Source organism: Kitasatospora sp. NBC_00070 (assembly GCF_045041205.1).
Taxonomy (GTDB): domain Bacteria; phylum Actinomycetota; class Actinomycetes; order Streptomycetales; family Streptomycetaceae; genus Kitasatospora.
This window is the reverse complement of the sequence record NZ_CP108247.1, coordinates 7,240,296-7,257,852: the sequence shown is the minus strand read 5'-3', so window position 1 is coordinate 7,257,852 and position 17,557 is coordinate 7,240,296. Positions and strand designations below refer to the sequence as shown.

The 17,557-nt window shown below is 73.6% G+C and carries 14 protein-coding genes; 6 read left to right on the top strand and 8 right to left on the bottom strand.

Features of this window, described 5'->3' with window-relative positions:
- The first annotated feature begins 29 nt into the window (after window positions 1–29).
- Together OHV05_RS32790 and OHV05_RS32785 are read left to right on the top strand one after the other, a co-directional pair.
- On the top strand, window positions 30–734 hold the full coding sequence (locus tag OHV05_RS32790) for a TVP38/TMEM64 family protein (RefSeq protein WP_405020937.1): 705 nt from the start codon (window positions 30–32) through the stop codon (window positions 732–734).
- Window positions 735–1,111: 377 nt separating this feature from the next.
- Window positions 1,112–1,504: a cell division protein SepF gene (locus OHV05_RS32785; protein ID WP_405020936.1), complete on the top strand. Its 393-nt coding sequence runs from the start codon at window positions 1,112–1,114 to the stop codon at window positions 1,502–1,504.
- 81 nt (window positions 1,505–1,585) lie between these two features.
- Here OHV05_RS32785 and OHV05_RS32780 read toward each other — a convergent pair whose 3' ends face one another.
- Window positions 1,586–2,059 carry a MarR family winged helix-turn-helix transcriptional regulator gene (locus tag OHV05_RS32780; RefSeq protein ID WP_405020935.1) on the bottom strand — a complete coding sequence of 158 codons (474 nt, stop codon included), beginning with the start codon at window positions 2,057–2,059 and terminating at the stop codon, window positions 1,586–1,588.
- A gap of 114 nt (window positions 2,060–2,173) precedes the next feature.
- On the opposite strand from OHV05_RS32780, the gene OHV05_RS32775 reads away from it, so the two are divergent.
- On the top strand, window positions 2,174–3,640 hold the full coding sequence (locus OHV05_RS32775; RefSeq protein ID WP_405020934.1) for an MFS transporter: 1,467 nt from the start codon (window positions 2,174–2,176) through the stop codon (window positions 3,638–3,640).
- Here OHV05_RS32775 and OHV05_RS32770 read toward each other — a convergent pair.
- A complete protein-coding gene (locus OHV05_RS32770) occupies window positions 3,609–4,733 on the bottom strand; it encodes a mechanosensitive ion channel family protein (protein WP_405020933.1) in 1,125 nt (374 codons plus the stop codon). The genes OHV05_RS32775 and OHV05_RS32770 overlap by 32 nt on opposite strands.
- 171 nt (window positions 4,734–4,904) lie before the next feature.
- On the opposite strand from OHV05_RS32770, the gene OHV05_RS32765 reads away from it, so the two are divergent.
- Both OHV05_RS32765 and OHV05_RS32760 read left to right on the top strand, forming a co-directional pair.
- Window positions 4,905–5,459: a TetR/AcrR family transcriptional regulator gene (locus OHV05_RS32765; protein ID WP_184910954.1), complete on the top strand. Its 555-nt coding sequence runs from the start codon at window positions 4,905–4,907 to the stop codon at window positions 5,457–5,459.
- Window positions 5,456–7,006, top strand: a complete 1,551-nt coding sequence (locus tag OHV05_RS32760; protein WP_405020932.1) for an MFS transporter — start codon at window positions 5,456–5,458, stop codon at window positions 7,004–7,006. Before OHV05_RS32765 ends, OHV05_RS32760 begins: the two co-directional genes overlap by 4 nt.
- 54 nt (window positions 7,007–7,060) lie before the next feature.
- Here OHV05_RS32760 and OHV05_RS32755 read toward each other — a convergent pair whose 3' ends face one another.
- The 4 genes from OHV05_RS32755 to OHV05_RS32740 all read right to left on the bottom strand — a co-directional run bounded on the left by OHV05_RS32755 (window position 7,061) and on the right by OHV05_RS32740 (window position 13,342).
- Window positions 7,061–8,356, bottom strand: coding sequence for a GNAT family N-acetyltransferase (locus tag OHV05_RS32755; RefSeq protein ID WP_405020931.1), 1,296 nt, complete (start codon window positions 8,354–8,356; stop codon window positions 7,061–7,063).
- Between the two features lie 61 nt (window positions 8,357–8,417).
- On the bottom strand, window positions 8,418–10,898 hold the full coding sequence (locus tag OHV05_RS32750; protein WP_405020930.1) for a SpoIIE family protein phosphatase: 2,481 nt from the start codon (window positions 10,896–10,898) through the stop codon (window positions 8,418–8,420).
- Window positions 10,899–11,034: 136 nt separating this feature from the next.
- Window positions 11,035–11,643 (bottom strand): TetR/AcrR family transcriptional regulator, encoded by a 609-nt coding sequence (locus OHV05_RS32745; RefSeq protein ID WP_403035818.1) that lies wholly within the window; start codon window positions 11,641–11,643, stop codon window positions 11,035–11,037.
- A 121-nt stretch (window positions 11,644–11,764) separates the two neighbouring features.
- Window positions 11,765–13,342, bottom strand: a complete 1,578-nt coding sequence (locus tag OHV05_RS32740; protein WP_405020929.1) for an AMP-binding protein — start codon at window positions 13,340–13,342, stop codon at window positions 11,765–11,767.
- A 194-nt stretch (window positions 13,343–13,536) separates the two neighbouring features.
- Here OHV05_RS32740 and OHV05_RS32735 point away from each other — a divergent pair, with 194 nt between their 5' ends.
- A complete protein-coding gene (locus OHV05_RS32735; RefSeq protein WP_405020928.1) occupies window positions 13,537–14,412 on the top strand; it encodes a hypothetical protein in 876 nt (291 codons plus the stop codon).
- A 7-nt stretch (window positions 14,413–14,419) separates the two neighbouring features.
- Here the strand turns inward: OHV05_RS32735 and OHV05_RS32730 are convergent, their stop codons facing one another.
- Window positions 14,420–15,592, bottom strand: a complete 1,173-nt coding sequence (locus tag OHV05_RS32730; RefSeq protein ID WP_405020927.1) for an acyl-CoA dehydrogenase family protein — start codon at window positions 15,590–15,592, stop codon at window positions 14,420–14,422.
- A gap of 43 nt (window positions 15,593–15,635) precedes the next feature.
- Window positions 15,636–17,552: an acetyl/propionyl/methylcrotonyl-CoA carboxylase subunit alpha gene (locus tag OHV05_RS32725; protein WP_405020926.1), complete on the bottom strand. Its 1,917-nt coding sequence runs from the start codon at window positions 17,550–17,552 to the stop codon at window positions 15,636–15,638.
- Window positions 17,553–17,557 lie beyond the last annotated feature (5 nt).

Sequence of the window (17,557 nt, the reverse complement as noted above, 5' to 3'; positions counted from 1 at the left end):
GCCGCCCGCCCGGACCGTAGACTCACCCGGTGCCTGTCGTGTCGCGCGTGCTCCGGTCCCCGTGGTTCCGCCTGGGGGCGCTGCTCGCGGTGCTCGCGGCGGCGGCCGGATCACTGCTGCTCTGGAGCCCGACCGAACTGCTCCGGGACGGCGTCCCGATCCCGGTCTTCCTGCTGGTCTACGCCGTGGCCACGCTCGCCTTCGTGCCCAAGCCCGCGCTGAACGGCGCGGCGGGCGTGGTGCTCGGCACCGCCCAGGGCGTGCCGGTGGCCGTGGCGGCGACCACGCTCGGCGCGCTGCTCGGCTTCTGGCTCGGGCGGGCGCTCGGCCGGGACGCGATCCGGCCGCTGCTGCGCGGGAGGATCGCCACAGCGCTGGACCGGCGGCTCAGCGAGCACGGCTTCCGCAGCATGCTGCTGGTCCGGGTGATCCCGGGGGTGCCGTTCCAGGCGGCGAACTACGGCGCCGCCTTCTCCGCCGTCCGGGTGCTGCCGTACACCCTCGCCACCGCGCTGGGGGTGGCGCCGGGCACGGCCGCGTACGTGATCGCCGGGGCCAGCGCCGGCCACCCGGGGTCACCGGCCTTCCTGATCTCGGCCGCGCTGATCGTGCTGATGTGCCTCTACACCGTGGTGGCCGGCTGGCGCGCGTACCGCCGCTCCCGCCGTCCGGCGCCCGAACCGGCCGCCGACCGCGCCCCGGAGCTCTCCACCGTTCCCCCGTCCGGCCGCTGACGCACCGTCGAATTCACTGGGAACTGTCGGTGCGATCCGCCAGGATGCTGTCCATGAGCAGCGCGCCCGGCTCGCTCGCCCGACACGACGGGTGGGCGAATCCGGCCAATCCGTTACAGGACTGTTGACGAACAGTCAACTGTGGTCTGACGCACACCGATATGGTCTACGCGCGGAACCGTACGGCGAGCTGCGGCGTCGCAGGAGATGCCCGGAAAATCCGGGTTGTCCCGCGAGCCACGCCCCACCCGGCGGTCACGAACGGGCACCGAAGCGGTGATCAGTGCGATACTCGGACAGTTCCGACGGATGGATGACGCGTCAGCTGACGTGGTCACCGGGGGGACGCGTACGGGACGAGAAAGGGAGGCGCGGCAATGGGAGCACTTCGCGACGAGCACCACAACGGGTGGCTGATGCCCTCCGGTAACTACCCCGCCGCGGTCTACGAGGATTCGTGGGCCACCCAGGAGTCGGCCGTGGCCGTCCCCGCCCCGGCGAAGATCGTCTCCCTGAAGCCGACCGGCTTCGAGGCGGCCCGCACCGTCGGCGAGCACATCCGCGCGGCCATCCCGGTGGTGATGGACCTGACCGAGATGACCGACGCCGAGGCCAAGCGGATGGTGGACTTCGCCTCCGGCCTGGTCTTCGGCACCCAGGGCGGGATCGAGCGGATCGCCCGCCGGGTCTTCCTGCTCACCCCGGCCGACGTCGAGGTGATGGTGATCGACCGCCCGCTCGACGAGACCGGCTTCTACAACCAGAGCTGACCGACCACCAGAGCTGACCGCGCGGCCGGAGCCCGGGCCCACCGTCGAGGTGGCCCCGGGCTCCTCGCCGTCCGGCCCCGGTCACTCGGCCGGGCCGGCCAGGTAGCCGTCCAGGGTGGCGTTCAGGTCCGCCACGAAGTCCTCGAACCGCGCCAGCAGTTCCGGCGGGTAGTGGGCCATCGCCGCGTCCAGCCGGCCGGCCAGCGGGCCGAAGAACTCGTCGGCCTGCTCCTGGATCCGCCCGCCACCGCGCAGTGTGACGATGCGTCGGTCGGAGTCCTCGCGGCTGCGGACCACGTGGCCGCCCGCCTCCAGGCGGTTCAGCAGCGCGGTGGTGGCACCCGAGGAGAGCGCGATGCGCTCGCTGAGGCGGGCCGGTGACAGCGGGGTGCCGCGCTCCTCGGCCGCCGCGATCTCCAGCACGGCGACCGCGTCGGTGGAGTGCAGGCCCAGCCGGGCGGCGAACCGGCGACTGAGCTCCGCGTAGTGGCCGCCGTAGCCCCGCAGCCCCTGCATCAGCCGCTCGCGCTGCGCCGCGAGATCCTCTTCCGCCATCGAGCATGCCCCTTCCGCTCCGCCCGGCGACCCGCGTCCGCGACTCGTCTTTGACAACCTACCGGCGCCAATTCTATCTTCATCGTGGAATTACTTCACGATGGAGGCATCTGGATGCACAGCCCACCCCCCACCCCCGAGCCCTACCGCTGGCGTTGGCTGATCCTGGTCGTGATGCTGGTCGCCGAGGTCATGGACCTCCTCGACGCCTCGATCGTCAACGTGGCCGGCCCCGCCCTGGAGGAGTCCCTCTCGGTCGGCCCGGTCGGCCTGCAGTGGGTGATCGGCGGCTACGCCCTCACCCTCGGCGCCGGACTGGTGCTCGGCGGGCGCCTCGGCGACCGCTACGGCCGCCGCCGGATGTTCCTGCTCGGCCTGGCCGCCTTCACCGCCACCTCCCTGCTCTGCGCGCTGGCCCCGGACATCGGCTCGCTGATCGCCTTCCGGCTGCTCCAGGGCACCGCCGGGGCGATGCTGCTCCCGCAGGGCCTCGGCCTGCTGCGGGAGAACTTCTCCGGCCCCGAGCTGACCAAGGCGTTCGGGATCTTCGGGCCCGTCCTCGGGCTGGGCGGGATCGTCGGGCCGGTGCTCGGCGGCGGGCTGATCGAGGCCGACCTCTTCGGCCTGGGCTGGCGCTCGGTCTTCCTGGTCAACCTGCCGATCGGCCTCGCCGCCCTGCTCGTCGCCGCGAAGGTCGTCCCCCGGAAGCCGGGCGACCGCACCGTACGGGTCGACCTGACCGGCGCCGCACTGGTCGCGGCCTCCTGCGCCCTGCTGGTGCTGCCGCTGAACCAGGGTCAGCAGGACGGCTGGCCGCTCTGGACCTGGCTGTCGATGGCCGGCGCCCTGCTCGGCTTCGCGCTGTTCGCCGGCCAGCAGCGCCGGACGGCCGCCGCCGGGCGCGAGCCGCTGGTGACGCCCGCCCTGCTGCGCAAGCCCGCGTTCACCGTCGGGCTCGGCGGCATCGCGCTGTTCTTCAGCGGGCTGGTCGGCACCCAACTCGTGCTCACCCTCTACCTGCAGATCGGCCGTCAGTTCACGGCCGGTCAGGCCGGGCTCGGCAACCTGCCGCTCGCCGTCGGGACCGCGATCGGCGGTGCCGTCAGCGGTGCGTTCCTGGCCGACCGGATCGGGCGCCGGGTGCTGCAGATCGGCCCGCTGGTCCAACTGGCCGGCGCGGCCCTGCTCTGGCTCGAACTCGACGGGCTCGACCCGGCCTCGTTCTCGGTCTGGGACGTCACCCCGGGCGTCGCCGTCTGCGGGGTCGGGGCGGGCCTGGTGATCGCCGCCCTGTTCAGCTTCGTGCTGGCCGCCGTGGACGACCGGGAGATCGGATCGGCCTCCGGCGTGCTGTCGGCCGTGCAGTCGATCGGCGGTTCGATCGGCGTCGCCGTCTTCGGCTCGGTCTTCTTCGCCTCGGCGGAGACCGGCGACTTCACCGCGGGCTTCCGGCACGCCCTGCTGGTCCAGGCGGGCCTGTTGGTGGTCTTCCTCGCCGTCACCTTCCTGCTGCCCCGGCGGGGCCGCCCCGAGGAGGAGCAGCACGGCGTCACCGACGCCGCACCCGCCGTCGGCGTCTGACCGGGCGTCCGGAGCCGCTGGTGGGACCGTCGTTCACCCCGGGCGGCGGCCCCTCGGGCTGCCGCCCGGCGCCGGCCAGGGTCAGCCGGGGCAGCGCCTGCGGATGGTGCTCGCGCAGGTAACCCACCAGCCGCTCGCGGACGTGGCAGCGCAGGTCGAAAGCGTCTCCGGCGTTCCGGGCGGTCATCAGGGCGCGCACCACGATGGTGGACGGCGTGGTGTCGACCACCTGCAACGCACTGCCCTCGCCGTCCCAGAGCTCGGACTTGGCCAGCACGGCGTCGAACTCCACCCGGAGGTCGTCCATCGGGGTGCGGTGGTCCAGGTGCAGCACGGCGGTCCCGGTGATCCGGGCGTCGTTGCGGGACCAGTTCTCGAACGGCCGGCCGGCGAAGTACGAGACCGGCATGACGATCCGTCGCTGGTCCCAGGTGGCCACCACCACGTAGGTGAGGGTGATCTCCTCGACCGTGCCCCACTCGCCGGCCACCACCACCTCGTCGCCGATCCGCACCATGTCACCGAAAGACATCTGGATCCCGGCGACCAGGTTGCCCAGCGTGCTCTGCGCGGCCACCCCGGCCACCACGCCGATCAGCCCGGCGGAGGCCAGCAGGCTGGCGCCCAGGGTCCGGACGGCCGGGAAGGTCATCAGCATCGCGGCGAACGCCACCACCGCGATCACCGCCTGGCAGACCCGGCGCAGCATGCCCGCCTGGGTGCGCGCCCGGCGGATCCGGCCGGCGTCCTGGCGGCGGACCGACAGCCGTACGCCGGTGTCGATCAGCAGCGCGACCAGCCGGGCGGCCAGCCAGGCGCAGGCGGCGACGCAGAGCAGGACGAGCCCGTGCCGCACGGCGTCGCGGAGCATGGCGGGCAGCCCCGCCGACGCCTCGCCGGCCAGCATCAGGCCGGCGGTCGCCGCGCACAGGAACGGTCTGCGGCAGCCGCGCACCAGCGGCGACGCCCCGTTCCAGGCACGTCGCGCCGTCAGCCGGCGGACCGTCCACTCGGCCACCCGGACCACCACGAGGGCGGCCAGCGCCGAAGCGGCGGCCAGCACCAGCAGGCGCAGGATGCTCCACAGCAGCACGGAACGGTTCCCCTCTCCGCACGGCCCGGCGCCGCGCGCACTCCGTCTCACCCCTCGTCGCCCGGCCAAACCCCCGGCGGACCGCCGCCCGACCCGCCCTGGCCCGACTCCGACTGAGGCATTTCCGATGCAGATGAGACATCGACGTCTCATCTGATCTACACTCGGCTCATGGCCACCGACCGTGACTCCGTTCTCGAAGCCGCCGTCGGCGTGCTCTCCCGCCGACCCACCGCCCATCTGGACGAGATCGCCCGCGCCGCCGGGATCAGCCGGGCCACCCTGCACCGGATATTTCCCGGGCGGGAGGCGCTGATCCGCGAGGTGGGCGCGCTCGGCCTGCGCAAGTTCGCCACCGCGCTGGACACCGCCGCGATAGACGACGGCGACGCCCAGGCCGCGCTGCGACGCCTGGTCGACGCCGTGGTGCCGGACGCGGCGCTCTGCGCCTTCCTGGCCGGTGAGAACCAGCTCTTCGACGACCCGGAGATCAACGAGCTCTGGGAGATCCAGGACGAGCGGGTCCGCGCCCTCTTCCTCCGTGGCCAGCAGCAGGGAGTGTTCCGGATCGAACTCTCCGCCGGTTGGCTCAGCGAGGCGTTCTTCGACCTGGTGGCCGGCGTCGGCTGGGCCGTCCAGGACGGCCGCCTCGCCCCCCGTGACAGTGCCTACTCGCTCGCCGAGCTCTTCCTCGGCGGCGCCCTCAGGAGCCCTGACCAGTCATGAGCACCACCCTCGACCGACCCGCCTCCCGGCAGCGCTGGGTCGGCCTCGCCGTCCTGGTGCTGGCGGTGACCCTGGTCGCGCTCGACGCGACCGTCCTCTCGCTCGCCCTGCCCTCGATCAGCGAGACCCTCCACCCCAGCGGCACCCAGCTGCTCTGGATCGGCGACAGCTACTCCTTCGTGCTGGCCGGCCTGCTGGTCAGCATGGGCGCGCTCAGCGACCGGATCGGCCGCAAAAAGCTGCTGCTGATCGGCTCCAGCGCCTTCGGCGCCGCCTCCCTGCTGGCCGCGTACGCGCCGAGCGCCGGCTGGCTGATCCTGGCCCGGGCACTGCTCGGGGTCGCGGGCGCCACCATCATGCCCTCCACCCTCTCGCTGATCCGCAGCCTCTTCCCGGACGCCCGGGAGCGGGCCACCGCGATCGGCATCTGGGGCGCCGGCGCCACCGCCGGCGCCGCGCTCGGCCCGGTGGTCGGCGGCATCCTGCTGGAGCACTTCTGGTGGGGCTCGGTCTTCCTGCTCAACCTGCCGATCCTGGCACTGCTGCTGGTGCTCGGCGCCTGGCTGCTGCCCGAGTCCAAGGACCCGAACCCGGGCCGCTGGGACGTGCTCAGCGTGCTGCTCTCGATGTCCGGCGTGATCGGCGTGGTGTACGCGATCAAGGAGGCCGCCGCGGGCGGGCTCGGCCACTGGCCGGTGCCGGTCACCTTCGCGCTCGGTGCCACCGCGCTGGCCGTCTTCGTCCGTCGCCAACTCCGGCTGCCCACCCCGCTGCTGGACGTCCGACTGTTCACCGACCGGCGCTTCACGGCGGCCGTGCTCGGTTCGCTCACCTCGCTGATCGGTCTGTCCGGCGTGATCTTCTTCATGTCGCAGTACCTCCAACTGGTGCGCGGGTACTCACCGTTGACGGCCGGTCTGGCCGAACTCCCCGCCTTCGTCGGCGCGGTGGCCGGCGGGCTGCTCACCGCCCAGCTGGCCCGCCGCACCGGTGCCCGGGTCACCCTGGTCGGCGGCCTGCTGGTGATGGGCCTGGGCATCGCGGTGCTCGGCTGGGTCCAGCAGGACACCAGCTACCTGGTGCTCGGCTGCTCCTTCCTGGCCGTCGGCACCGCCGAGGGCATCGTCTACACCCTCTCCGCCGACCTGGTCCTGACCGCCGCCCCCGCCGACAAGGCCGGCGCCGCCTCGGCCGTCTCGGAGACCGCCTACGAACTCGGCACCGCCCTCGGCATCGCCCTGGTCGGCTCCGTGGTCACCGCGATCTACGCCGCCACCCTGGTCGCCCCGGCCGGCGTCGACCCGGCCCTGGCCGCCCGGGCCGACGAATCCCTCGGCAACGCGGTCGAGGCCGCCGGCACCCTCCCCGCCGAACTCGGCGACCAGCTGCTCACCGCGAGTCGCACCGCCTTCGTCCACGGCATGAACATCGCCGCCTTCATCGCGGCGGCCCTGCTCCTCGCCTCCGCCGCCTTCTCCTGGCACCTGCTCCGCCGCCGCGTGGGTGACGACGAGTCGACGGAGCAGCCGTCCGAACTGGTCCACTGACCCTTCGTCGGCCCCACCGTGCCGCACGTACGGCGGGGCCGCACCCGACCCGCCCTAGAAGCCGAAGGAGTTGTGCGGTTCGGGGTCGGTCCGGAACATCCGGGCCAGCCGCCCGACCGCGCCCTCGGTGTGCGGCACGAGGTGGCCCGCGTACGCCAGGTCGTGCGCCGACGCCCCGCCGAAGTAGAGCGAACCCAGCGCCTGCACGGTGACGGTGAGGTCCGCCGCCCGCTCGGTGCGGACACAGGTCACCTCGGCACCGTCCGCCCGGAGCAGCCAGGTCCCGTTGTTCGCCGGGCACATCCGGTCGCCGTCGACGGTGAACGCGAGCGTGCCCGCCGTGTCGTACGAACGCTGCGTCAGGGCGAGCGGGACGTCGAGCAGCCGGGCCCACAGGTTTTCCGACTGGCGGGTGACGCGCATCGCCCGGGGGTTGGCGAGCATCCACCGCAGTGGTTCGTCGCGCGGGCGGCCGGGTGCCACCACCGTCCGGGTGAGGTCGAAGTCCACCAGCAGCGCCCACAGGGCGCGGTAGGCCGCCGGGCGGGTCGCCTCCAGCGCCTCGACGACCAGCGTCCCGGCACCGGCCGCGGTCGGGGACCACGGCAGCCGGAAGTGCGCCAGGCCGTCCAGCTCGCCGTGCTCGTCCCGGTGCACCAGGTACCGCAGCGGTCCGTCCGTACCGTCCGCCTCGTCGGACAGCCCGTCCCAGTGCCCCGGCGACGGGGTGAGCTCACCGACCCGGTGGGCCCGCACCTTCGCGTGCAGCTCCGGCCAGAACTGCCGGGCCCGCGCGGCGTCGACGAGCTCCAGCGATCCCGGGTCGGGCGCGGCCGGGAGGAGCGCGGCCTCGTGCCGGTCCAGCTCCCACCGGACCCGGTGGGTCGCGGGCGAGAACCCGTACCGGCCGTAGATGCCGCCCTCGCTCGCGCTGAGCATCGCCACCGGCTCGCCCCGCTCCAGCGCCGCGTCGAACATCGCCTGCATCATCCCGCGCAGCTGGCCTTGCCGACGATGGGTGGCGGTCACCCCCGTGGAGGTGACACCGGCGATCCGGACCGTCCCGCCGCCGGGGACCGTCACCGCGAACGAGAGGGCGGCCGAGGCCCCGACGCACACCCCGTCGGCGAAGGCCGCGATCGGGTGGAACGACTCGTCCCCGGCCGCGGCCGCCGCCCATTCCCCGATCTGCTCGGCGGTCGCCGGGGAACGCTGCGGTGGCCACGGCTCCGGCCCCCCGTGCCACGCGGCATCGGCCGGCTCCCACTGCGGGAGCCCGTTCGCGTACGGCAGCACCCGGTAGTAGGCGTCCATCTCTTCGCGCCGCGGCGGGCGGATCTGAGTAACCATCAGGCCATTCCACCTACAGCGGTCGCCCCCGGACAACCGATATATCCGGCCGGACGGGCGCTCAGCGGTACCGGTAGTCGAGCTCCATCTCGGCCCAGACCACCTTGCCGTCCTTGGTCTGCCGGGTGCCCCAGCGGTGGGCGAGTTCGCTCACCAGGTGCATGCCCCGGCCGCCCTCGTCCTCCTCGGCGGAGGCCCGCAGCCGGGGCGCCTGGGTGCCGGAGTCGGCCACCTCGACGGTGAGGGTGCGGTCCCGGAACAGTCGCAGCCGGCGCGGGGCGTCGGCGTGCAGCAGGGCGTTCGTGACCAGTTCGCTGACCAGCAGCTCGGCGAAGTCGGAGAGGGCGGTCAGGCCCCACTCCTCCAGGGTGCGGCGGGTGAAGCGGCGGGCCCGGCTGGGGGCCGGTCCCTCGCCGTCCAGCTCCAGGGTGGCGATCCGGTCGGCGGGGATCGGCAGGGCCCGGGCCATGATCATGGCGATGTCGTCCTCGGTGCCGTCCCGGACCAGGGCGGCGAGCACCGCGTCGCAGCTCTCCTCCAGCGTCCGGCCGTGCCCGGCGAGCGTCTGCGCCAGCACACCGATGCCGTGGTCGATGTCCTCGCCCCTGCGCTCCACCAGGCCGTCGGTGTAGAGCGCCAGCAGGCTGCCCTCGCGCAGGGTGAACTCGGTGCTCTCGAAGCTCACTCCGCCCACCCCGAGCGGGACGCCGGGCGGCAGCACCAGCGCCCGCGAGGTGCCGTCGGGGTCGACCCGGACCGGCGGCAGGTGGCCGGCCGAGGCGATCGTGCAGGTGCCGTCCATCGGGTCGTAGACCGCGCAGATGCAGGTGGCGAACTGGCCCTCGCCGATGCCCGTCGCGGTCTCGTCCAGCCGGGTCAGCACCTGGTCCGGCGGCATGTCCAGGGTGGCCAGGGTCCGCGCCACGGTGCGCAGTTGACCCATCGTCGCGGCGGCCCGGATGCCGTGGCCCATCACGTCGCCGACCACCAGCGCGACCCGTCCGCAGGACAGCGGCACCACGTCGAACCAGTCCCCGCCGACCTCGCTCACCACACTGCTCGGCAGGTAGCGGTAGGCGATCTCCAGACCGATGGTGCGGTGGATCTCCTGCGGCAGCAGGCTGCGCTGCAGGGTCAGCGCGGTCTCCCGCTCCCGCCGGTAGAGCCGGGCGTTGTCGAGCGCGATCGCCGTCCTGGCCACCAGTTCCTCGGCCAGCGCCACGTCGGCCGCCGTGAACGGCTCCGGGTTGCGCATCCGGACGAACTCCGAGCCGCCGAGCACCATCCCCCGGGCCAGGATCGGCACCATCAGGTACGAGTGCACCCCTGCCCGGACCCCGGGCGCGACCCGGGACTGCTCGTTCACCAGGGCCGCCAGCACCTGCTCGTCCACGTGCGGCCGCAGCAGCGGGCGCCCGCTGCGCAGGCACTCGGTGTAGACCCGCTTGGAGTCGTACTCCGAGGTGGCCCCGACCGCGTCCGCCGCGATGGTCATCCCCGACTCGTACGCCTCGCCGACCGCCACCGCGCGCAGCATGACACCCCGGTCCGGCTGCAGGTATGACGGCTCCTCACCCCGCAGCACCGGCTCCAGCAGGTCCACCGTGGCGAAGTCGGCGAATCTCGGGATCACCGCCTCGACCAGTTCCTCGGCGGTGCGCTGGAGGTCCAGCGTGGTGCCGATCCTGGCGGTGGCCTCGGCCAGCAGGGCCAGCCGCTCCTGGGCCCGGGAGGCCCGGGCCTCGGCCTGGAAGCGCTCGGTCACGTCGATGATCGAGGAACTCACCCCGAGCACCCGGCCGGTGGAGTCCTCCAGCCGGAAGTACGAGGCCGACCATGCCCGCTCCCGGCGCGGGTCACCGGGGGTCCGGCCGTGCGAGCGGGCGTCCACCACTGGCTGGCCGGTGGCCAGCACCTGGCGCATCACCGCCTCGATCTCCGAGCTGTTGATGCCCGGCAGGATGGCGCTGATCCGCCGTCCGAGGTGCTCGGCCACCGTCAGGCCGTTGATCCGGGCCAGCGCGTCGTTCAGCCGGACGTAGCGCAGCTCGGTGTCGTAGACCGCCATCCCGATCGGCGACTGGGTGAAGATCCCGTCCAGCACCGCGAGGTCGCCCTCGACCTGGCGCAGCGAGCCGACGTCGGAGGCGGTGGCCAGCAGCAGCCGGACGCCGCCGGGGCCGACCACGGGGTAGGTGTGGAACTCCAGCTCCACCAGCCGCCCGTCCCGGTGCCGGATCGGGAACACCCCGGACCAGCCCTTGCCCGCCATGATCCGCTCGAACAGCTCGAAGGCCCGGCCGCGGGACTCCTCCGGCACCAGCAGCCTGGCCGCGTACTTGCCGACCGCCTCGCCCGCCGGGTACCCGGTGAGCGCCTCGGCGTCCTCGCTCCAGTGCAGGATCCGGCCGTCGCCCTCCACCAGGGCGGTCGCCAGCGGCACCAGCCGGTGGCCCTCCGACCCGTGCCCCTCCGGACGCGGCGGAGCGGCACCCGCCACTGGGCCGGTGCCGTCCGGGACGTTGCGCTCGCTGCCTTGCATGATCAGGGGATCACCTGTCAGATACCTTCCCCGGCGGGGCCGGGGCGAATCGGCTTCCACCAGACTGCACGGCGGTGGAGAGTGCGGCTACTGCTGGTCCGTCAGGTGGGGTACACCGTCGGGACGGCTGAGCTTTTCAGGTGATCAGCACGGCGTCCAGAGTTCTGGCCCACTGACGTACCACTCCGGCCCGGCGCGGGCCGTCGTCGGTGAGCAGATTGGCCAGTCCCAGCCCTCTGGCGAGGTCCAGGGTGGCCTGAACGGTCTCCCGGGCACCCGGGTGCGACTCGTCGGCGCCGAGGAACTCGACCGCCGCCCGGTGGGCCTCCCGGCCGAGGTGGTTCTCCAGCGCGACGATCCGCTCCCGCAGCGCCTGCTCGGTGGCGGCGGCCACCCACAGGTGCAGCGCGGCCCGGAACAGCGGCCCGGTGTAGAGCCGGACGATCAGCTCGACCACCGCCTCGGTGCGCGCCTCCCCCGGCGGCGGCAGCGTCCCGGTGTCGGCCCGGACGGCGGCCAGCCGCTCGTCGGTGACGTACTCGACGGCGGCGGTGAAGAGGTCCTCCCGGGTCGGGAAGTGGTGCTGGGCGGCGCCCCGGGTGACCCCGGCCCGCTCGGCCACCACGGCGACCGTGCTGCCGTTCCAGCCCAGCTCGGCCAGGCACTCCACGGCGGCCTCCAGCAGCCGGCGCCGGGTGGCCCGGCTGCGGTCCTGCTGCGGGGTACGAGCGGCTTGGGTCGACATCCCGGCGTTCCTCCGTTGCCTGCGGTCGTACTGCGCCGGCGGTCCCTACGATCCGTACGGCCCGGCCGCGGTCCCGCCGATCCTGCCAGACCGGCGGGCCCGCGTGCGGTTCAGGTGCGGCTCAGGTGCGGTCGCGCAACTGACGGCGGAGGATCTTCCCGGCCGCCGACTTGGGCACCTGGTCGATGAACTCGACCGCCCTGACCTTCTTGTACGGTGCCACCTGCCCGGCCACGAAGTCGCCGACCTGTTGCTCCGTCAGGCCGCTGCCCGGGGTGCGGACCACGAACGCCTTCGGGCGTTCCTCGCCGTCCGCCCCGGTCACCCCGATGACGGCGGCGTCGGCCACCTCGGGATGGGTGAGCAGCAGCGCCTCCAGTTCGGCGGGCGCGACCTGGTAGCCCTTGTACTTGATCAGCTCCTTCACCCGGTCCACCACGAACAGGTACCCCCGCTCGTCCACCACCCCGACGTCGCCGGTGTGCAGCCAGCCGTCCGGGTCGATCATCGCGTCGCTCTCGCCCTTCCGGCCGAAGTACCCCTGCATCACCTGCGGCCCCCGGATCAGGAGTTCGCCCCGCTCGCCGACGCCGAGCTCGTCGCCCGAGCCGTCCAGCGCGGTGACCCGTAGCTCGGTGGAGGCCACCAGCCGGCCGACCGTCCCGGCCGGCGGGTTCGGGTCGTCCAGCGGCACCACGTGGGTGACGGGCGAGAGTTCGGTCATCCCGTAGCCCTGGTGGATCCGCTCCAGCCCGAGTCGGCGGGCGGCGGCCGCGGCCAGGTCGGCGTCCAGCGGGGCGGCGGCGCTCAGCACGTACCGGACGGAGGAGAGGTCGTACTGCTCCACCAGCGGGTGCTTGGCCAGCGCCAGCACGATCGGCGGGGCGACGAACACGCCCTCGATCCGCTGGTCCTGGATGGTGCGCAGGAACTGCTCCAGGTCGAACCGGGGCAGCACCACCACGGTGGAGCCGGACCGCAGCGGGTGGTTCAGCAGGGCGGTCAGTCCGTATATGTGGAAGAACGGCAGCACCGCCAGGATGCGTTCGCCCTGCCCGGTGGCGTGCACCGAGTCGGTCTGCAACAGGTTGCTGCTGACGTTGCGGTGACTGAGCATCACGCCCTTGGGCAGGCCGGTGGTGCCGCTGGAGTACGGCAGCACGGCGATGTCGGTGGCCGGGTCGATCTCCGGGGTGGGCTCGGGCGCGGTGGAGGCCAGCAGGTCGGCCAGCGAACGGTGGCCGTCGGCCTGGTCGCAGACGAAGATCTCCTCGATCGGGCTGCCCTCCGCCGCCAGCGCGGCGGCGGCCTCGGTGGCCACCGGGAGGAACAGCGCGATGGTGACGATCCAGCGGGCCCCGCTGTCCCGGAGCTGGCCGGCCAGTTCGGCGGCGGTGCTGAGCGAGCTGACCGTGGTGACGGTGGCGCCCGCCCGGGTGGCTCCGTAGAAGACGACCGGGTAGGCGATGGTGTTCGGACTGAACAGCGCGATCCGGTCCCCCTTCCGCACCCCGGCCTCGGCCAGGCCCGCCGCACAGCGACGGCTGGCGCCGTCCAGCTGGGCGTAGCTGACGGACTGTCCAGTGAGACCGTCGACCAGCGCCGGGGTGTCCGCGTGCCCGGCGTGGTCGCCGAGCACCGCGTCGTGGATCGGCAGGTCGAGCGGCTCGATGTCGGGGTAGTCGCTGCGGAACGCCATAGGTGCCTCCTGAGCGGGCGCTGGGTGGAGCGGGCCCTCCTAGAGTGGCGGCTGACGGCCAGGGCGGACAGAGTGCCGACCGGGCCGACCCCAGGTCGGGTCCGGCGGGTGGGTGGTGCCAGGGCGGCAGCCGTACGGTGCGGGTCCAGCGCCCTTGCGAGGCAACGGATTTACGGCTGTCCTATGATCGCCGGATGACACTCGACGCGGCCTTGGCCGAGCTCATCGCAGCCGGCGACTCCGGTGCCGCCCAGGAGCGGGTGCTCCGCACCCTGGTGGCCGAGGGCGTGTTCGTACCGGTCCACCAGGACGGCTCGCTGTACCACCTGCAGCACCGGGACGGCACCGCGGCGCTGCAGATCTGCGCCACGGCGGAGGCGGTGCAGCACGTGGAGGGGGCCTCGGACACCTTCTTCGCCGACGCCCTGCGGCTGATGGAGGTGGTCCGCGAGGTCGGGGCCAGGCGCCTGATCGTCACCGGCTCGGACGGGTGGCGGTTCGTCCTCCCGGCCGAGCACCTGTTCCGGACGGTCTCCGAGCACGGCATACCGGGCGCGGGGCAGTTGCTCCGGCTGACCTGGTCCACCCACCCGCTGGCCGTGGCCCTGCGGGACTCGGTCTTCCGGCGCCTGCGGGAGTTCCCGGACGTCCACTGCGTCTGGGTCTCCTGGGCCCGCTGGCTCGACACCGGCCACGAGCAGCTGATGGTGCACATGGCCGTCGGTGACCAACTCCCTTCCGCCGCCGCGAAACGGCTGATGGCGGTCCTGCTGTCGGAGGAGATCACCCTCGGCGACGCCGACCCGTCGGTCACCATGCTCGCGCTGCACCGGGTGACCCATGCGGACGCCATCGCCGACCTGGACCGGATGGCGCTCGACACCGTCCGGATCGACCACTCCACCGGGCGGATCGAGCTGCTCTCCCGCGAGTTCGACGACCCGGCGGCGGCCGAGGCCGCCCGCCGGGCCCTGGACGACCAGCGGCAGCGCGACGGGTGGCCGAGCCCGGAGCAGGTGCGGGAGGCCCATGCCCAGCAGCCGCGCCGCCGTTGGTGGCAGCGATCCTGACGGACCGTCAGTACGACCTGGGCAGCCCCAGGGTGTGCTGGGCCACGTAGTTGAGGATCATCTCCCGGCTGACCGGGGCGATCCGGCTGACCCGGGTGGCGGTGAGCAGCGCGGCCAGCCCGTACTCCTGGGTGAGCCCGTTGCCGCCCAGGGTGTGCACCGCCTGGTCGACCGTGTGGCACGCGGCTTCGGCGGCCGCGTACTTGGCCATGTTGGCGGCCTCGCCGGCGGCCACGTCGTGCCCCTGGTCGTAGAGCTGGGCGGCCTTGAGCATCATCAGCCGGGCGAGCTCGATCTCGATCGCGCACTGGGCCAGCGGGTGCGCGATCGCCTGGTGGGCGCCGATCGGGGCGTCCCAGACGGTCCGGGTCCTGGCGTAGTCGGTGGCGGTGCCGAGCGCCTGGCGGGCCAGGCCGAGGGCGAAGGCGGCGGTCATCACCCGCTCCGGGTTGAGCCCGGCGAACAGCTGCTCGAGGCCGGCGTCCTCACTCCCCACCAGGGCGTCGGCCGGCAGCCGGACCTCGTCCAGGAAGACCTGGAACTGCCGCTCGGCGGTGACCAGTTCCATCGGTATCGCCCGGTACTCGAAGCCCGGCGTCTCGCGCGGCACCACAAACAGCGCGGGCTTCAGCCGCCCGGTGCGGGCGTCCTCGGTCCGGGCCACGAAGAGCACCGCGTCGGCGTGGTCGACGCCCGAGATGAACACCTTCCGCCCGGTGAGCAGCCAGTCCTCGCCGTCCCGGCGGGCGGTGGTGGTCAGCCGGTGCGAGTTGGAGCCCGCGTCCGGCTCGGTGATGCCGAAGGCCATCCGGCGGCTGCCGTCGGCGAGTCCGGGCAGCCAGCTCTGCTTCTGCTGCTCGGTGCCGTAGCGCGCGATCACCGTGCCGCAGATCGCGGGCGAGACGATCATCATCAGCAGCGGGCAGCCGGCCGCGCCGAACTCCTCCAGCACGATGGCCAGTTCGGTGATGCCGGCGCCCCCGCCGCCGTACTCGACGGGCAGGCTGACCCCGAGGTAGCCCGCCTTCCCCGCCTCCGCCCAGAGCTCGTCGACGGGCTCGCCCGCGCGGGCCTTGCGACGGAAGTACTCGGGGCCGTAGCGCCGGGCGAGGTCCCCGACGGCTCGGCGCAGGGCCTGGTGTTCCTCGGGTTCGACCGGGTTGAGCAGCGGTGCGGACATGGCGAAGGTCCCTTCCGTGCGGTGGGTTTCGGTGGGTCGGGTGTCAGTCGTGCGGTCGGACGACCGCCAGCAGGGCGCCCGGTTCGACCTGCTGGCCGGCGGCGACCCGCAGTTCGGTGAGCACGCCGTCCGTGGGCGCGCTGACCCGGTGCTCCATCTTCATCGCCTCCAGCCAGAGCAGCGGCTGGCCTGCGGTGACCTGGTCGCCGGGTGCGGCGGCCGTCCGGGTGACGGTGCCGGGCATCGGTGCGAGCAGGGCGCCGGGGGTCGGTTCGACCTCGGGTTCGGGCAGCAGCGGCAGTGCCGTGAGGGTGGCGGCGCCGGTGGGCCCGTCCAGGTGCAGGGTGCCGCCGTACCGGGCGATCCGGTAGGTGTGGGTCCGGCCCTCGGCCCGCAGGGTGACCAAGTCCGGTCGGGCTTCGACCAGTTCGACCCCGGGATGCCCCTGGAGGCCGTCCCGGGTGAGTCGGTGGCTCACCTCGTACTCGGTGCCGTCGGCCGCCCGGTAGCGGTTGGTCTGCGGCTGCGAGGGCAGGTTGCGCCAGCCCGGCGGGAACGGCGAACCACCCGCCTCGGCGAGCGCGGCGGCCAGCGCCGACCGGGCCAGGCTCTCGCCCTTGCCGCCGAGCTCGTGCTCGTGCTCGGCGAGGAATCCGGTGTGCAACTCCCCGGCCAGGAAGGCGGGGTGGCGCAGCGCCGCGACCAGCAGCGCCCGGTTGCTGCCAGGGCCGTGGATCCGGGCCCGGCTCAGTGCGGTGGCCAGCAGCCGGGCGGCAGCGGCCCGGGTGGGCGCCCAGGCGATCAGTTTGGCGAGCATCGGGTCGTAGTGCGGGCCGATCTCGGTGCCGTCGGTCACCCCGGAGTCCAGCCGCAGGCCGGTGTCCCGCGAGCCGGTGTCGAACTCGACCGACACGCCGGGCACTTCGAGCAGGTGCAGGGTCCCGGTCCGGGGCTGCCAGTCCTGCTCCGGGTCCTCGGCGTACAGCCGGGCCTCGATCGCGTGGCCGCTGGTCGGCGGCGGCTCGGCGGGCAGCGCCTCGCCCTCGGCGATCCGGAGCTGGAGGGCGACCAGGTCGAGGCCGGTGACGCACTCGGTGACCGGGTGCTCGACCTGGAGGCGGGTGTTCATCTCCAGGAACCAGCACCGCCCGTCGGGGGTGACCAGGAACTCGGCCGTCCCGGCGCCCCGGTAGCCGATCGCCCGGGCGGCGGCGGACGCGGCCCGGTGCAGCTCGGCCCGGAGCGGCTCGGCCAGACCGGGCGCCGGGGCCTCCTCGATCACCTTCTGGTGTCGGCGCTGCAGCGAGCAGTCCCGGTCGCCGACCACCCAGACCGTGCCGTGCGCGTCCGCCAGCAGCTGCACCTCGACGTGCCGCCCGTGCGGCAGATAGGGCTCGCAGAACACCTCGTCGCTCCCGAAGGCGCTCGCCGCCTCCGCCCGGGCGGCGGCCAACGCGCCGGGCAGCTCGGCGAGTTCGCGGACGATCCGCATCCCCCGGCCGCCACCACCGGCGGCCGCCTTGACCAGCAGCGGCAGGTCGGCGGCGGTCGGTTCGGCCGGCACCGCGAGCACCGGCACGCCGGCCGCCGCCATCAGCCGTTTCGCCTCGGTCTTCGATCCCATCGCGGCGATCGCGGCGGCGGGCGGACCGATCCAGGTCAGTCCGGCCCGCTCCACCGCCGAGGCGAACCCGGCGTTCTCGGACAGGAATCCGTAGCCCGGGTGGACCGCGTCCGCCCCGGCGGCGAGCGCGGCGGCGACCAGCAGGTCGGCTCGCAGGTAGGTGTCGGCGGGGGCGGCCCCCGGCAGCCGGACGGCGGTGTCGGCCTCCCGGACGTGCGGGGCAGCGGCGTCCGGGTCGGAGTGCACCGCCACCGTGGCGATGCCCAGGTCCCGGCAGGTCCGGAAGACCCGGCGGGCGATCTCGCCCCGGTTGGCGACCAGTACGGAGGTGATCATCGGTC

Excerpts from the sequence above, each read along its gene's own strand:
- OHV05_RS32780 (WP_405020935.1), bottom strand. The coding sequence starts at position 2,059 with ATGGCGGAAGAGGATCTCGCGGCGCAGCGCGAGCGGCTGATGCAGGGG.
- OHV05_RS32735 (WP_405020928.1), top strand. The coding sequence starts at position 13,537 with ATGACACTCGACGCGGCCTTGGCCGAGCTCATCGCAGCCGGCGACTCC.
- OHV05_RS32760 (WP_405020932.1), top strand. The coding sequence starts at position 5,456 with ATGAGCACCACCCTCGACCGACCCGCCTCCCGGCAGCGCTGGGTCGGC.
- OHV05_RS32765 (WP_184910954.1), top strand. The coding sequence starts at position 4,905 with ATGGCCACCGACCGTGACTCCGTTCTCGAAGCCGCCGTCGGCGTGCTC.
- OHV05_RS32740 (WP_405020929.1), bottom strand. The coding sequence starts at position 13,342 with ATGGCGTTCCGCAGCGACTACCCCGACATCGAGCCGCTCGACCTGCCG.
- OHV05_RS32730 (WP_405020927.1), bottom strand. The coding sequence starts at position 15,592 with ATGTCCGCACCGCTGCTCAACCCGGTCGAACCCGAGGAACACCAGGCC.
- OHV05_RS32745 (WP_403035818.1), bottom strand. The coding sequence starts at position 11,643 with ATGTCGACCCAAGCCGCTCGTACCCCGCAGCAGGACCGCAGCCGGGCC.
- OHV05_RS32755 (WP_405020931.1), bottom strand. The coding sequence starts at position 8,356 with ATGGTTACTCAGATCCGCCCGCCGCGGCGCGAAGAGATGGACGCCTAC.
- OHV05_RS32785 (WP_405020936.1), top strand. The coding sequence starts at position 1,112 with ATGGGAGCACTTCGCGACGAGCACCACAACGGGTGGCTGATGCCCTCC.
- OHV05_RS32725 (WP_405020926.1), bottom strand. The coding sequence starts at position 17,552 with ATGATCACCTCCGTACTGGTCGCCAACCGGGGCGAGATCGCCCGCCGG.
- OHV05_RS32775 (WP_405020934.1), top strand. The coding sequence starts at position 2,174 with ATGCACAGCCCACCCCCCACCCCCGAGCCCTACCGCTGGCGTTGGCTG.
- OHV05_RS32750 (WP_405020930.1), bottom strand. The coding sequence starts at position 10,898 with ATGCAAGGCAGCGAGCGCAACGTCCCGGACGGCACCGGCCCAGTGGCG.